Source organism: Ruegeria sp. YTSB088, assembly GCF_059609825.1.
Map to the genome: position 1 here is coordinate 192089 of NZ_JBXWMM010000006.1, position 14201 is coordinate 206289.

The 14201-nt window shown below is 58.2% G+C and carries 15 protein-coding genes; 6 read left to right on the top strand and 9 right to left on the bottom strand.

What is annotated here, in order from left to right; genetic code table 11:
- Positions 1-6: 6 nt before the first annotated feature.
- The 3 genes from ruvB to ruvC are packed head-to-tail and all read right to left on the bottom strand — an operon-like array spanning position 7 to position 2202.
- The gene (gene ruvB, locus AC2FFA_RS11750; RefSeq protein WP_496673767.1) at positions 7-1026 is read right to left on the bottom strand and encodes a Holliday junction branch migration DNA helicase RuvB; all 1020 of its coding nucleotides are present in this window, start codon (positions 1024-1026) and stop codon (positions 7-9) included.
- Positions 1027-1030: 4 nt separating this feature from the next.
- Positions 1031-1708 (bottom strand): Holliday junction branch migration protein RuvA, encoded by a 678-nt coding sequence (ruvA, locus tag AC2FFA_RS11755; RefSeq protein WP_299898555.1) that lies wholly within the window; start codon positions 1706-1708, stop codon positions 1031-1033.
- A complete protein-coding gene (ruvC, locus tag AC2FFA_RS11760) occupies positions 1705-2202 on the bottom strand; it encodes a crossover junction endodeoxyribonuclease RuvC (protein WP_117869741.1) in 498 nt (165 codons plus the stop codon). The genes ruvA and ruvC overlap by 4 nt, the downstream gene beginning before the upstream one ends.
- A gap of 333 nt (positions 2203-2535) precedes the next feature.
- Between ruvC and AC2FFA_RS11765 the strand changes: the two genes are divergently transcribed.
- Positions 2536-2751, top strand: a complete 216-nt coding sequence (locus AC2FFA_RS11765) for a DUF1127 domain-containing protein (RefSeq protein WP_117869742.1) — start codon at positions 2536-2538, stop codon at positions 2749-2751.
- Between the two features lie 102 nt (positions 2752-2853).
- On the opposite strand, the gene AC2FFA_RS11770 is transcribed toward AC2FFA_RS11765, so the two are convergent.
- The 4 genes from AC2FFA_RS11770 to AC2FFA_RS11785 all read right to left on the bottom strand — a co-directional run bounded on the left by AC2FFA_RS11770 (position 2854) and on the right by AC2FFA_RS11785 (position 7755).
- Positions 2854-3198, bottom strand: coding sequence for a hypothetical protein (locus AC2FFA_RS11770; RefSeq protein ID WP_117869743.1), 345 nt, complete (start codon positions 3196-3198; stop codon positions 2854-2856).
- Positions 3199-3299: 101 nt separating this feature from the next.
- Positions 3300-4178 carry a 50S ribosomal protein L11 methyltransferase gene (locus AC2FFA_RS11775; RefSeq protein WP_496717748.1) on the bottom strand — a complete coding sequence of 293 codons (879 nt, stop codon included), beginning with the start codon at positions 4176-4178 and terminating at the stop codon, positions 3300-3302.
- Positions 4179-4247: 69 nt separating this feature from the next.
- Positions 4248-5480 (bottom strand): MFS transporter, encoded by a 1233-nt coding sequence (locus AC2FFA_RS11780; RefSeq protein ID WP_299638314.1) that lies wholly within the window; start codon positions 5478-5480, stop codon positions 4248-4250.
- A gap of 79 nt (positions 5481-5559) precedes the next feature.
- The gene (locus AC2FFA_RS11785; protein WP_496851787.1) at positions 5560-7755 is read right to left on the bottom strand and encodes a primosomal protein N'; all 2196 of its coding nucleotides are present in this window, start codon (positions 7753-7755) and stop codon (positions 5560-5562) included.
- Between the two features lie 88 nt (positions 7756-7843).
- Between AC2FFA_RS11785 and fsa the strand changes: the two genes are divergently transcribed.
- The 4 genes from fsa to AC2FFA_RS11805 all read left to right on the top strand — a co-directional run bounded on the left by fsa (position 7844) and on the right by AC2FFA_RS11805 (position 11084).
- Positions 7844-8497: a fructose-6-phosphate aldolase gene (gene fsa, locus AC2FFA_RS11790; RefSeq protein WP_117869747.1), complete on the top strand. Its 654-nt coding sequence runs from the start codon at positions 7844-7846 to the stop codon at positions 8495-8497.
- A 198-nt stretch (positions 8498-8695) separates the two neighbouring features.
- A complete protein-coding gene (locus AC2FFA_RS11795) occupies positions 8696-9403 on the top strand; it encodes a DUF484 family protein (RefSeq protein ID WP_117869748.1) in 708 nt (235 codons plus the stop codon).
- Entirely contained in the window at positions 9400-10320 is a 921-nt protein-coding gene (locus AC2FFA_RS11800; RefSeq protein ID WP_496851788.1) for a tyrosine recombinase XerC, read from the top strand. Before AC2FFA_RS11795 ends, AC2FFA_RS11800 begins: the two co-directional genes overlap by 4 nt.
- Before the next feature lie 68 nt (positions 10321-10388).
- Complete coding sequence (locus tag AC2FFA_RS11805) at positions 10389-11084, top strand: CDP-alcohol phosphatidyltransferase family protein (RefSeq protein WP_117869750.1); 696 nt, start codon at positions 10389-10391, stop codon at positions 11082-11084.
- 21 nt (positions 11085-11105) lie between these two features.
- On the opposite strand, the gene AC2FFA_RS11810 is transcribed toward AC2FFA_RS11805, so the two are convergent.
- Both AC2FFA_RS11810 and AC2FFA_RS11815 read right to left on the bottom strand, forming a co-directional pair.
- Positions 11106-11573 (bottom strand): hypothetical protein, encoded by a 468-nt coding sequence (locus AC2FFA_RS11810; protein ID WP_299898545.1) that lies wholly within the window; start codon positions 11571-11573, stop codon positions 11106-11108.
- Between the two features lie 76 nt (positions 11574-11649).
- A complete protein-coding gene (locus AC2FFA_RS11815; protein WP_117869752.1) occupies positions 11650-12105 on the bottom strand; it encodes a methylated-DNA--[protein]-cysteine S-methyltransferase in 456 nt (151 codons plus the stop codon).
- A gap of 133 nt (positions 12106-12238) precedes the next feature.
- Here AC2FFA_RS11815 and AC2FFA_RS11820 point away from each other — a divergent pair, with 133 nt between their 5' ends.
- Positions 12239-14197 (top strand): lipase family protein, encoded by a 1959-nt coding sequence (locus AC2FFA_RS11820; RefSeq protein ID WP_299898542.1) that lies wholly within the window; start codon positions 12239-12241, stop codon positions 14195-14197.
- Positions 14198-14201 lie beyond the last annotated feature (4 nt).

The window sequence follows — 14201 nt, forward strand, 5'->3', positions numbered from 1 at the left end:
CTGGCATCAACCAAACAGATCGCTCTGCCGCTTGGGCGCAGCCATTCCCAGATGCGTCCAGGCCTTTTGCGCCAACATACGCCCACGCGGTGTTCGCTGGATCAGGCCCTGTTGCAGCAGATAGGGTTCAATCACTTCTTCCAGCGAGTCCCGGCTTTCCGAGAGCGCCGCCGACAGCGTCTCGATCCCAACCGGCCCGCCGGCGTAGTTTTCAGCGATCAGTTTCAGATAGCGCCGGTCTGCGCCATCCAGGCCAAGATTGTCGACGCCCAAACGCGTCAAGGCACCGTCGGCCAATTCGCGCGTGATCCGCCCATCTCCTTCGACTATGGCGAAATCCACCACCCGGCGCAGCAGGCGCCCGGCAATACGTGGTGTCCCGCGCGACCTGCGCGCAATCTCGCGCGCGCCATCATTATCGGCTGGCGCGCCCAGCTTACGCGCGTTGCGGGTGACGATCTCGTGCAACTCGTCAATCGTATAGAACTGAAGTCGCGTCGGAATGCCAAACCGGTCGCGCAAGGGCGTTGTCAGCAGACCCATCCGAGTGGTCGCCCCCACAAGCGTAAAAGGTTGCAATTCGATCCGAACGGTGCGGGCGGCCGGGCCTTCACCGATCACCAGATCCAGCTCGAAGTCCTCCATTGCCGGATAAAGCACTTCTTCCACCGCCGGGTTCAGTCTGTGAATCTCGTCGATGAACAGCACATCGCGCGTCTCCAGATTGGTCAGGATCGCCGCCAGATCACCCGCCTTGGCCAGAACCGGGCCCGAGGTCATGCGGAAGTTCACCCCTAGCTCGCGTGCCATGATCTGCGCGAGGGTCGTTTTACCCAACCCCGGAGGTCCATGAAACAACGTGTGATCCATCGCCTCGCCCCTTTGGCGCGCAGATTGGATGAAGATGCGGAGGTTGGCGCGCGCCTCAGCCTGACCGATGAATTCGTCCAGCCCCTGCGGGCGCAGCGCGCGGTCGTTGTCCTCGGGCAGGGGCTCCGGGCGCACAGTGGGATCAGCGTCTACCATTCATCTAGCCTTTCGGAGCCAACAAGCGCAGCGCAGCACGAATCAGATCCGCCTCTCCCGCCTCAGGCTGACTGGCCGCCGCCTCGGCCACGGCCGCTGCTGCGTCGGACGGCCCATATCCAAGATTGGCGAGCGCCGACAACGCCCCGGCGGACGCGGCAGACGCACCAGAAGGTGGCTTCACCGAACGTTTTGGCGCGGACGCGGGTTCACCCGGCTCGACGACTTCAAGCTCTGGCCCATCCATCGCCTCGGTAACCGTGCCGCCCATGGCCATCACACCCGGAGCCTTGTCCTTGAGATCCAAAACAATCCGCTGGGCCGTTTTAGGTCCGACACCTTTGGCCGCCTTGACCGCGCTCCAATCGCCCAATGCGATTGCGCGGCTGACACCGTCCGGCCCCAGTGCGCTGAGGATCGCCAGAGATACCTTCGCTCCGACCCCCTGAACCGAGCACAAAAGGCGGTGCCATTCTTTCTCGATCAATGAGAGGAAACCGTAAAGCTGCATCAGGTCTTCGCGCACGACCATGTCTGTATAGATCGAGACCGCCTCACCCACACCCGGCAACGCAGCCATGGTCCGGTCAGAACAATAGACGAGGTAACCAACGCCACGCACATCGATCAGCACGTGATCCGCCGCGCGGTAGTCCAAGCGACCTGTCAGTTTACCAATCATGCCCGCACCTCTTTCACACGCGCCTGTTGCGTCTTTCCGTAATAGGCATGGCAGATCGCAATCGCCAGCGCATCTGCCGCATCGGCCCCTTTCGGCAAACAGCCCGGCAATTGCAGTTTGACCATGTGCAGCACCTGCTCTTTCTCGGCATGACCCACACCAACCACGGTCTTTTTGACGCGGTTGGGTGCGTACTCTCCCACCGGCAATCCAGCCTGAGCCAGTGTCAGCAACGCCACCCCCCGCGCCTGACCCAGTTTGAGTGTGCCGGCGCCATCCTTGTTCACAAAAGTCTGTTCGATGGCGGCCTGATCCGGTTGGTAATCGGCGATGACTTCGACAATCTGGTTGTGAAGAGATAACAGCCGCTCACCCAGATCATCTCCATCCGACTTGCACAAACCATTGGCCACATGGCTCAGGCGGCTGCCATTTGATTCGATGACGCCCCATCCCAGGGTCCTAAGCCCCGGATCAATGCCCAGAATTCGCATGTTTTGCCTCGGCCTGCTCGGGTTCTGTGATCTTTTTTCAACGCCTAGCACGAAGCGTGAACATTTTCCAAGCGAATTGACCCATGAGCTGAAAACGACAGACCTGTTCCACAGGCGACTTAACGCGCGATTTGCGACATGAGGATGTCTGAATTCGACACTGTTATGAACGCATTTTAACCAAATATTTAAGGGGATTACAGCTTCGTGAAGCGTTGCAAAAAACGCATAGGACACATGCAAAATCGGAACTTGTGCAGGCGATATGGCGGCACTAAATGCCGGGCAGATCGCAAGACTGCAAAGTGAACACCAACCAGAAGGAAACAGGATATGGCTGCACTGGACACAACCCGCTTCGCCTCCACTGGCTCATTCGGCCTTGCTGGCCGTATCGGCGCATTTTTCGTATCGGCCGTGAACGCCGCCGTCGAATGGAATGACGCCCGCGTTACCCGCAATGCGCTGACTGGTCTGAGCGATCGCGAACTGGAAGACATCGGCCTGTGCCGTGGCGACATCGACGCCATCGCCCAAGGTCGCCGGTAATACCGACCACCACACTCATTCGCCCCTTTCTTTTCCCTAGAGGGCAAACAGAAACACCGCATGCCCCAGGCACGCGGTGTTTTTTCGTCCGAAGACTGATAATCAGTACAAAATCTTGTTGAGCTGAACCGCCAGCGCTTGCGACACCGGGTCGATCTGCATCACCCACGCACCGGCTTTCTCGACCGATGTGCCTTCGTTCAAACTATCGATCCGATATTGGTATCCGGTCGGGCCAAGGCTGGACAAAAGAAACGCTTTGAACGCCAGAACTCCCAGAAGTGTGAGCAACAGTACCCTGGCAGGCACTGCCGAACTTACCCGCTGCGGCTTCATGACGACCAGGCCATCCCTGCGCATCGTCGCGCGATAGCCACGGCTCATCTTTTGATGCTTCTTGTTCAGGCGATTAACGCGCTGAGTGAACTCCAGTTGTTTACCCGTCATGGCAGCCTCCAAAAACCGCCCCCCTCGACTTCAGTCAGGAAACGGTAAAAAGAGATTACGACAAAATCGTGGCAAAATTCCACAAAACTCCTGCAAATAGCCTAGTTTGCGCCCTGTTTCGTTAAGATTAGCGTCGTCCATTCACCAATCTCACCCCTGTGAGTTAGATTGAGTTCATTTTGAGAATAAACAGATACGACGTCATCAGCCTGTTCATTAAGGATTCCCGACAGGATTGCATACCCGCCGGGACGCAGATTCGCTGCGATTTCCGGCGACAGGGCCACCAAGGGACCTTTGAGAATATTCGCAAAGATCAGATCGTAGGGCGCGTGCGCCTTGAGATCGGGATGACCGAACCCTGCGGCTTCAACGCATTGCACTGCACCTGCCATGCCGTTTGCTTTCAGATTGGCTTCGGCCACATCCACGGCCACTTCATCGATGTCGCTGGCAATGATGTCGCCGTCAAACACCCGGGCTGCGGCCATGGCCAGAACGGCGGTGCCGCAACCGATATCCGCCACTTTTGTTGCTGCAAAGCCTTCGTCCAGCAGCCTGTCAAAAGCCTTAAGGCAGCCCAACGTCGTACCATGGTGGCCGGTGCCAAAGGCCATCGCGGCCTCGATCAGTAGCGGAATACGGCCTTCGGGCAGCTTATCGGCATCATGGCTGCCATAGACAAAGAAACGGCCCGCCTCGACTGGCGCCAGTTCGCGTCGCACATGTGCAACCCAGTCGGTTTCCGGCAGTTCTGAAACAACAAACGGTTTGGCGCCGAACGCGGCGGCCAGAACCGCCAATGCAGTCTCGTCCGGGGCTTCGGTGAAGTATCCGCCGACCTCCCACAGGCCAGAGTCGTCTTCGACTTCGAACACACCAACGCCCGTTGGCTCCGGCTCCAGACGTTCCATCGCCTCGCCCAGACCTTCGGCGGCTTTCTTACCTGTCAGCGTGGTCAGTGCGGTGAATGTGGGCATGGGGGCTCCTGTCTCGATTAACTAACACCGCGCCTAGGACGCCGCGCCGTGAAGGTCAAGCGCTGAGGCCTATTCCGCGGGGGCGGGGGCGTACTTGGTCAGGATGGTTTCGTTGCCCGGCTCGGGATGACGCGGTATCAACAGGGACAGCAGTAGTGAACCGATGGCCATAGCCGTGGCCAGGCCGAACACGGCCCCCGGCGACACCACCCAAAGCAGGCCAAGCAAAGCGGGCAAAAACACCGCCGCAATATGATTGATTGTGAAGGCCACTGCAGCGGTCGGCGCGATGTCAGCAGGGTCGGCGATTTTCTGGAAATAGGTTTTCAATGCCAAAGCCAGCGCAAACAGCACATGGTCGATCACGTACAGGGTCGCCGCCAACAGCACCCCCCAGCCGAACCAATAGATGCCACCATAAGCAGCGAACACGATAGCCAGACCGGTATATTCAAAGATCAGCGTGCGCCGCTCTCCAAACTTTGCCACCGCCTTTCCAAGCAATGGGGCGGCCATCATGTTGATCATCAGGTTGATCAGATACAGGCTGGTCAGTTCATGCACTTCAAATCCGAACTTCTCGACCATCATGAACCCGGCAAAGACGACAAATATCTGCCGCCGCGCACCGGCCATGAATTGCAGCGCATAATACAGCCAGTAGCGTTTACGCAGGATCAGCTTCTTGGTCTGTGGTGTGGGCGCATCGAATTGCGGATAGGCAAACAGGCAGAACAGTGCCAGCAAAGCTGTAACACCGCCAGCAGCCATAAAGACAATGTTGTACGACAGATCAAAGCGATCCCAGGTCAGTACGATCAGCCCATACACCACCATGGTCGCCGCCGAGCCCATCGCCACCAGCCATCCCAGAATTTGCGGCGCGCGGTCCTTGGGCAACCATTGCAACTGAAGTGACTGGTTAACAGTCTCGTAGTAATGGAACCCGATCGAACTGAACAAGGTCACAAACAGCAACCCGCCCAGACTGGGGAACCAAGCAGTCACAGCCGTTGCGACACCAAGCATCATCAACGAGATCATCGCCAGCACCTGCTCGCGGATGAAAATGATGACGGCAATCACGCCAACCGCCAGAAAACCCGGAATCTCGCGCACCGTATGCAACAGGCCGATATCAGCCCCGTCAAAGTTTGCCGCCTCAATGACGAAATTGTTCAGCAGCGCGCTCCATGCGTTGAACGCAATGGGCATGGTCAGCGCCATCATGAACAAGAGCGTGATGGGGCGGCGCCAGAACGGCAGGCTCTGGGCCTCGGAAAGCGGCATGGGATTCAGCATGAGGGTCCTCTACGCCCATTTCACTGCTTTGGCGAGAGGGAAGCCATGCGCACACAGTCACTCTGCGCAAATGCAGATGTCAGTAAAAGCTCTGCGGATCGATATCGACTGTCAGACGGATATCACCCTTCAGGCGCAAAGGCGCGATCCAGCGGGAAATGGCATCCTGGATCGGCGCGCCCTTGGGGGCTTTCACCAACAGACGCACTCTGTGGCGGCCACGTATACGAGCGATGGGTGCTGGCGCAGGGCCAAATACCTGCCCACCGATCTGCGTCAAAGGTGTATCGTTGCGCGCCAATGCATTGCCGATATCGAAAACCGGTCCAACCTCGGGCCCCGACAACACGATCCCGGCCATGCGACCATAAGGCGGCACTCCTGCCGCCTGCCGACCTGCCGCCTCGGCTTTCCAGAAACCTTCCTCATCACCCGAAAGGATGGCCCGGATCACCGGGTGTTCCGGTTGAAACGTCTGCAACAACGCCTGACCCGGCTTGTCCGCACGCCCCGCACGCCCGGCCACTTGCCGCATCAATTGAAACGTACGCTCAGCCGCGCGGAGGTCCGCGCCGTGCAATGACAGATCAGCGTCAATCACACCGACCAGAGTGAGTTTGGGGAAGTTATGCCCTTTGGCCACCAATTGAGTGCCGATGATAATATCGGCATCCCCTGCAGCAATCTCTTCAATCTTGGCCTTCAAAGCCCGCGCCGAGCCGAACAGATCAGAGCTCAGCATCGCGATGTCGGCGTCTGGGAATGTCGCCTCGGCTTCTTCAGCCAACCGCTCAATGCCCGGCCCGACCGGGGCCAGCTTGCCTTCCACGCCGCAGGAGGGGCAGGCTTCGGGCATCGGCTTGGTTTCACCGCATTGGTGGCACATCAGCCGCTTGAGAAACCGATGCTCGACCATGCGTGCGTCGCAATGGTCACAGGCAATCTGCTCACCGCAGGCCCGGCACAACGTTACCGGCGCATAGCCACGGCGGTTTATGAACAGAAGCGACTGCTCGCCTCTCTCGATCCGCTGCTGCACCGCTTGCCGCAAAGACGGAGAAACCCACGTTCCGGGCGTCATCTGTTCGGCCCGCATGTCGATGGGCTTCATCTCGGGCAAAACTGCTTCTCCGAAGCGCGAGGTCAGATCGAGCCGTTCGTATTTGCCGGCATCGGCATTGGCCCAGCTTTCCAACGAAGGCGTCGCACTGGCCAGAATCACCCGGGCGCCACAGATCGCCGAGCGCAGAACTGCCATGTCACGGGCGCTGTAATGCACGCCGTCTTCCTGTTTGTAGGACGTGTCGTGTTCTTCGTCGACGACCACCAGACCCAGATCGCGGAATGGCAGAAACAGCGCCGACCGGGCGCCCACAACCAGTTGCGCATTCCCCTGTCCGACCATCCGCCAGACCCGACGCCGTTCCGTCATCGTCGCGCCAGAGTGCCATTCCGCCGGGCGCGCACCAAATCGCGCCTCAACCCGGGTCAGAAATTCTGCGGTCAGGGCAATCTCGGGAAGCAGAACCAATGCCTGCCGCCCCATGCGCAGCGCTTCGGCCACGGCCTCCAAATAGACCTCGGTCTTACCGGAACCGGTAACGCCTTTCAGCAGCGTGGTGCCGTAATCGCCTGTCTGCTGCCCGGCCTGAAGCCGCTTGACCGCCGCCGCCTGATCCTCTGTCAGGTCTTTACCGGGCAGGTCCGGATCAAGATGCGGGTAAGGCAGGTCGCGCGGGCTGTCCTCTTCGCGCACGGCGCCTTGTTTGACCAACCCCTTGACAACAGATGACGTTACGCCCGCCTGTTCGGCGAGTTCCTTCAAGGTAAAGGCCAGCCCGCCATAATCCCGCAACACCTCCAGAACCCGGTTCCGGGCATCGGTCATTCGGTCAGGTTCAGCATTGCCCAGCCGGTAGACCTTGCGCATAGACGGCGGATCACCCAGGCCCGGTGCCCGCGTAGCAAGACGCAGCATCGCAGGCATTGGCGTCAGAGTGTAATCGGCAACCCTCTCCAGAAACACCCGCATCTCTTCGCGCATCGGTGCAACTTCGAGAACCCGGATCACCGACCGCGCCTTGCTCAGATCAAAACCGCCCTGCCCCGGCCCCCAGACCACCCCCAGCACCTTGCGCGGACCCAAAGGAACTTCGACAAACGCACCCAGAAAGCACCCGCCCTCGGGCGCTTTGTAATCCAGCGTCCGGTCCAGCGGCTGCGTTGTCAGCACCGCAACCAGCTCTCCTTGGTCGAAAAATCCGTTAGCGCTCACGGCATGTCCTTCGCAGGGGGTTCCAGCATGGGTCTCTTTGAGGTAAAGCCATCCGCGACCAAGGCCAACCCATCAAAGGACTGCCCTCATGAAATTCTTCGTAGACACAGCCGAAATCGACGCCATCGCCGAACTGAACGATCTGGGCATGGTGGACGGCGTAACCACCAACCCCTCACTGATCCTGAAATCGGGTCGCGACATTCTGGAAGTAACCAAGGAGATTTGTGAACTGGTCGACGGCCCGGTATCGGCAGAGGTTGTCGCTACCGAAGCTGATGACATGATCGCCGAAGGCCGCAAGCTGGCCAAGATCGCGCCGAATATCGCCGTAAAGGTTCCGCTGACATGGGCGGGCCTGAAAACATGCAAAACGCTCAGCGACGAAGGCCAGATGGTCAACGTGACGCTCTGTTTTTCTACCAATCAGGCAATTCTGGCCGCCAAAGCGGGCGCAACCTTCATCTCACCTTTCATCGGCCGCCTGGACGACATCAACCTCGACGGTATGGATCTGATCGCAGACATCCGCCAAGTCTATGACAACTACGGGTTCGAGACCGAAATCCTTGCCGCATCGATCCGTACCGTCAACCACGTGACCGACAGCGCCCGCATCGGGGCCGACGTGATCACTGCACCGCCTGCCGTCATCAAGAAACTGGCCGACCATCCGTTGACGGACAAAGGTCTGGAAACCTTCCTGGCGGACTGGGCCAAAACCGGCCAGAAGATCCTCTGATCCCAGGCGCGACCGCGCGGTGCCGAACGGCGCCGCGCCCGGCCCACAGGCCAAATGCCTTATCTGTGATCGGGCGTGGCAGGCGGGAGCTCCCTCGCCACAGCACGCAAGGAAATCCATCCCTGCGTGCATTTTTCCCAAGGCAAATCCCGTCCGGCATGTTATAAGCCGCGACAACAAAAAAAGACCGGACGGGATATGAGCAGTAACCCCAAACTCGAGGACAACCTCCGCGCAGCGATACTGGCCGAGCCGGACGTCGTGCTGGACGACAAGGACCTGATGCAGGCACTTGTTGCAGCCAACGAGCAGGCACGCGGCGACAACGTGATCGACCTGCGCGGCATTGCCATGCAACGGCTCGAGGCCCGGCTGGATCGGCTGGAAGACACTCATCGCTCGGTCATTGCAGCAGCTTATGAAAACCTCGCGGGCACCAATCAGGTACACCGCGCCATTCTGCGCCTGCTGGAACCGGTCGAGTTTGAAGGTTTCCTCCGCGCGCTGGGCGCTGACGTCGCAGACATCCTGCGCGTCGATAGCGTTACGCTGGTTCTGGAAACCACCGTGGTTCAGAACGATCCTGCGATTGACACGCTGGGTGGCGTCCTGACGATCGCGGAGCCCGGTTTCATCGACCGATATCTGACCATTGATCGCGGTGGCCCCGCACGGGACGTGATCTTGCGGGAAATCCATCAGCCAAGCCGCCGTATATTCGGGTCTCAGGCTGGCCAGCTCCGCTCTGAGGCCTGCCTGAAACTCGACCTCGGGCCAGGCCGCCTTCCAGGCATGATCGTCATGGCAGCCCGCGACCCGCGACATTTCACGCCACAGCTGGGCACTGATCTTCTGGCCTTTTTTGCCGGCGTATTCGAACGCTCGATGCGTCACTGGCTGTCGTGAGCCTGATCTCACCCGCGTGCCGCGACGCGCTGCAGCACTGGCTGGACAGTCTGGGCGCGCTGGCCGGGAGATCCGAGAACACGCAAAACGCCTATCGCGGTGATGTCACCGAATTTCTGTCGTTCATGACACTGCATCACTCTGAACGACAGGGGCTGAAAGCGATTGAACGGATCACGGTATCGGACATGCGCGCCTGGATGGCGGATCAGCGCAGCGCAGACGTAAGCGCACGATCGTTGGCGCGCAAACTGTCGGCGGTCAAGAGCTTCTATCGTTGGCTGGCAGAGCGTGAGGGGTTCGAACCCACAGCCGTTCTGTCCACCCGCGCGCCAAAATTCACCAAAAAACTACCCCGTCCACTGGCCGAAGACGCCGCGCGAACCATGATCGATACTGTGGAACTGCAATCCACATCCGACTGGGTCGCCGCTCGTGATGTCGCTGTTGTCACGCTGCTCTATGGCTGCGGCCTGCGCATATCCGAGGCGCTATCCCTGACCGGAGCGGACGCGCCGTTGCCTGCGACGCTGCGCATCGTCGGGAAAGGCGACAAGGAGCGGATCGTTCCGGTTCTTCCTGCCGCCCGCGACGCGGTAGACCGGTACTTGCAGCTGTGTCCACACGCAAAAACACATGACGCGGCCCTGTTTCGGGGCGTTCGTGGCGGGCCACTGAACCCGCGTGCGATCCAGGGGGTCATGGCCAAAGCCCGTATGCAATTGGGATTGCCCTCTACTGCAACACCCCACGCTATGCGGCACAGCTTTGCGACCCACCTGCTTTCAGCCGGTGGCGACCTGCGCGCCATTCAGGAGTTGCTGGGCCACGCTTCTTTGTCGACGACGCAAACCTATACGGCAGTGGACACTGCGCGGTTGATGGAAGTCTACAACCGCGCGCACCCAAAAGCCTGACTTACACATCACTCGAAAACCCGGGCTTTTGGTTTGCATCTCAGACGCGCATCGGTCATGACGCTTGCATGACACTCAGATTCAAAGCTCTTTCCGTTCATCTCTTCACTGCAACAGGCGCTGTTTTTGCCATGCTGGCCATGCTGGCTGCCGTCGAAGAGAAATGGAGCCTTATGTATCTTTGGCTGGTCGTGTCTTTCATTGTAGACGGTATCGATGGTCCGTTGGCACGACACTATCACGTCAAGCACAATGCGCCCGAGTTCGATGGCGTTCTGCTGGATCTGATCATTGACTACCTGACATATGTGTTCATCCCGGCCTTTGCCCTGTTCAAGTCGGGGCTGATGGACGGCTGGACCGGATGGTTCGCGATCATCGTGATAACCTTTGCCAGTGCGATGTATTTCGCGGATACACGCATGAAGACCAAGGACAATTCCTTTTCCGGCTTTCCCGGGTGCTGGAACATGTTCGTCATCGTGATCTTCGCGCTAGAGCCGAGTTTCTGGGTCATCCTGCTGCTGGTCACGCTGCTGTCGCTGGCCATGTTCCTGCCACTAAAGTTCGTCCATCCCGTACGCACCGAGCGCTGGCGCAGCCTGACCTTGCCGATGGCACTGGCATGGACGTTTTTCGCGGGTTGGGCCGCCTGGGTCGATTTTCACCCCGAAAGCTGGGCCCATTGGGGGCTGGTAATCACCAGCCTGTACCTGACCTTTGCAGGCATCGCCCAACAGATCATTCCGCAGCGCCACGTCTGAGGCAGCGCTGCCTGAGCCGTTTTACAGAACTTCCTGCACCTCGAATTCGGTGCTGTTATGGGTAAAGACGTCGCCCTCTTGCAGGCCGGCCATAGCCAGATAAATCGGGCTTTGAGTTGAAATGCCCATATAGGTCTTACCGTCCACCTCGAACCGCGTCGTCGAGACACAAACGACAAATCTGCGATTGTTGAACTTGATCACAGCACCCGGTTTGACCGTGTCGGTCAGACTGAAATCGGTATTTTCGATGACATCAATCTTGGCATGATGCGCGTGGACCGGGGCGTCAAAGGCAGCCGCCAGATCGGCGTTCTCACGCGATGCGGCAATGTCATCCTTGTCGTGACCTTCCCGGTCGTCCAATTGAGCATCTTTCAAAAACGCGTCGTAATGCGCCTGCGCTGTTGCAAGCTCTTGCGCTTCGAGCGACATCAACCGGTCTACAATGGCCTTCTTGCTGGCTGCACGGTCTTGTTCAGTGGTCATGCAATGCGGTCCTTCAAATTCTGCACCAATTACAAGTTGTGCCTGCAGAAAGCGGATTGCAACCGAATTTCGATGCTCAGATCAAAAGGCCTGCCGCTCGCTCATGTCGCAAGAGGGCAACTTTTGTCTCAATACCACCGTCGCCCGAAAAGCCGCCTAGGCCATTGGCGGCCAGAACCCGGTGGCAAGGAATAATCACAGGGATCGGATTTGCACCGCATGCCTGGCCAACCGGCTGGGCGGGCTGCCCCAATGCCTTTGCTATATCGCCATAGGTGCGCGTTTCTCCTAGCGGAATGGCATACATGATGTGACAGACCTGCTTTTGAAACTCTGATCCGTCAATGCGATATGGCAGATCGAAGCGGTCAAGTCGCCCTTCATCATAAGCCCCCAGCTGGGCGGCGGCTTCGCGCAGCAACGCGGTCGGTTCGCCTTTGTCCCTGCCGTTCCAGACAAGCCGCGTAAGGGCCCCGTCTGTTTCTTCAACACCAAGTCGTCCGAAACGGGTTTCAACGGAAATCATCGCCATGGATCAACGGTTTCAGATCAAACCGCCAAGCGCAAGCGCAGGGGCGTGCAAAACCGCGCAACGCATCACTTTTGGGCAATGGCACCATTCATGATACGCTTCTGTCGTTACTTAAAGAGATTTGGAGAACGCAATGGGTCGTCATTTGATCCTCACGGTACATGGAATCGGTGAACAAAAACCCGGTGAAACCGTCGATCAGGTGGTCGGTGCCGCAACAACTTGGCTGGATGGAAAACCCAGACCCCCGATCGAAGTCGAACGCGGAATGATCGAACTGGCCGAATCCACCTTCGACGGAAACCCGAGAAATGCAGAGTTGTTCGAAGTCAATCTGCGCACAGTGACCGACCCGGCTGTCCCACAGGACAAGGCCATGTTTGCAGAAGTTTATTGGGCCGATCGGTCTCCGGCCCCGAAAGGAGCCATCAAAACTGTAATGGATCTGATTTGGGTCATTCTGGCTCTGGGTTATTTGGCGATGGACAACGCCGAGCAGACCCATAGCCGCAAAGGCGTTGCCCCGGACCAGCCCAATGGCCGGAACACACTGGCAGCGCAACTGGTTCACCTTTTCACTTGGATCTTCTTCGGTGCGGTTGCGACGCTGAACGTCTATTTGTTGATCGGTGCCGCAGCGGTCATGACCGATCGGATACCTGTCTCGTTTTCCCAGAACCCTGCCCTGTTATTCTTGCTGCTGTTTGGGCTTTACGCCGGTGGGACCGTTGTTGGGCTGGGGCAAAGCCGGGCAGCGCCGACCTATCTCAGGCGGGTCTTCTGGCGCGGAATGCTCGGAATGGGGGCAGTACTGACTCTCTGCCTGATCTTGGGGCCGCTGGGTCTGGAATTTTGGGCCTGCGTTCCTTCTGACACGGTAAGCTGCCCACCGGCTCTGGAGCAATTCGTGGCTTTTCAGGTTTTTCTGCTGTCCCTCTTCTGGGCTGTACTTATCTTCCTGACGATCATTCTTTACGCGCTGTCTCTGGCAAAGCTTCAGATCAATGATACGCTAACAGAGCACAGGCGGCTTTACCCCAGCATATGCGCAGGCATGCTTGTTTTCTGGATGTTTTTCATTTCCGGTCTTTGGTTGACCATTGAGCAATTGCTGGAGACCGTTTCGTGGTTGTCCGGAGGTCAACTGCAACGTCTTTTTGAAAGCAATTTGAACGAGTCCATCGAAACACTCAGCGTGGCTTTCGTGGCCATCGTCCTTCTGGGCTTCGTTGGGGTCGGGCTTTTTGCGGGCCGGAAGACGTACAAAGCCAACCTTCACACCCGCAATGGCCTGATCAGCCGAGCGATTGTGAATCGGCTGGCGCAGTGGGTCTTTTTGTTTGGCACAATCGTGCTGGTTCTGGTTACGATCCGCGAGATCGCGGCTAACCAAAATTTTGAAGCCGCATGCAACGTTGGCATAATGGATACCAACCTGATCAGTTGGGCTCTGGACAGGTTGGCTTGTTCGCAAGGCGAGATCGGCCTGATCGTGCTTGGTGCAACTGCGTTGATGTATCGATTCTCTGATTTTGTTTCCGCCGGATTGGGCGTGGCACGAGATATCGTTACCTACGCCATTCGCGACAAGTGCTATCTGGGAAAAGACCTGGAAACGCGGCAACGCAACTACCCGGATCGCAAGGCGATAGACGAACGTTTCTATCGCACGTTGTACTATGTTCTCGATATCTTTCCAGCAGATCACGTTACGGTGATATCCCATTCACAGGGCACCGTGATTGCCACACAGATGCTTACCGACCCACGTGTCCAAAAGCGTATTGGCGGCCGACCTCTGACTCTCGTTACAATGGGTTCCCCGGTCACGCATATCTATCAGCGCTATTTTCCCGAAATGTTCACCCTTGCGGCCAGTCATCTGAACGCCGCGTGGTTCAACATCTTCCGGCAGGACGATTTTGTTGGAACGGAAATCGAGGGTGGGCTGATTTTTGCGAACCGGAACATCCCGGTCGATCCCGGAGGGCATACCGGTTACTTCACAGATTACCAGGTTTGGAATGCGCTGACGGACCCTGCCATTGGCTTTGACCTGTTCAATCCTGTCCCGCAGGCAGTGCAGACATAGGCAG

Coding starts and splice junctions, on each gene's coding strand:
- ruvB (WP_496673767.1), bottom strand. CDS start 1,026: ATGGTAGACGCTGATCCCACTGTGCGCCCGGAGCCCCTGCCCGAGGAC.
- ruvA (WP_299898555.1), bottom strand. CDS start 1,708: ATGATTGGTAAACTGACAGGTCGCTTGGACTACCGCGCGGCGGATCAC.
- ruvC (WP_117869741.1), bottom strand. CDS start 2,202: ATGCGAATTCTGGGCATTGATCCGGGGCTTAGGACCCTGGGATGGGGC.
- AC2FFA_RS11765 (WP_117869742.1), top strand. CDS start 2,536: ATGGCTGCACTGGACACAACCCGCTTCGCCTCCACTGGCTCATTCGGC.
- AC2FFA_RS11770 (WP_117869743.1), bottom strand. CDS start 3,198: ATGACGGGTAAACAACTGGAGTTCACTCAGCGCGTTAATCGCCTGAAC.
- AC2FFA_RS11775 (WP_496717748.1), bottom strand. CDS start 4,178: ATGCCCACATTCACCGCACTGACCACGCTGACAGGTAAGAAAGCCGCC.
- AC2FFA_RS11780 (WP_299638314.1), bottom strand. CDS start 5,480: ATGCTGAATCCCATGCCGCTTTCCGAGGCCCAGAGCCTGCCGTTCTGG.
- fsa (WP_117869747.1), top strand. CDS start 7,844: ATGAAATTCTTCGTAGACACAGCCGAAATCGACGCCATCGCCGAACTG.
- AC2FFA_RS11795 (WP_117869748.1), top strand. CDS start 8,696: ATGAGCAGTAACCCCAAACTCGAGGACAACCTCCGCGCAGCGATACTG.
- AC2FFA_RS11805 (WP_117869750.1), top strand. CDS start 10,389: ATGACACTCAGATTCAAAGCTCTTTCCGTTCATCTCTTCACTGCAACA.
- AC2FFA_RS11810 (WP_299898545.1), bottom strand. CDS start 11,573: ATGACCACTGAACAAGACCGTGCAGCCAGCAAGAAGGCCATTGTAGAC.
- AC2FFA_RS11815 (WP_117869752.1), bottom strand. CDS start 12,105: ATGGCGATGATTTCCGTTGAAACCCGTTTCGGACGACTTGGTGTTGAA.
- AC2FFA_RS11820 (WP_299898542.1), top strand. CDS start 12,239: ATGGGTCGTCATTTGATCCTCACGGTACATGGAATCGGTGAACAAAAA.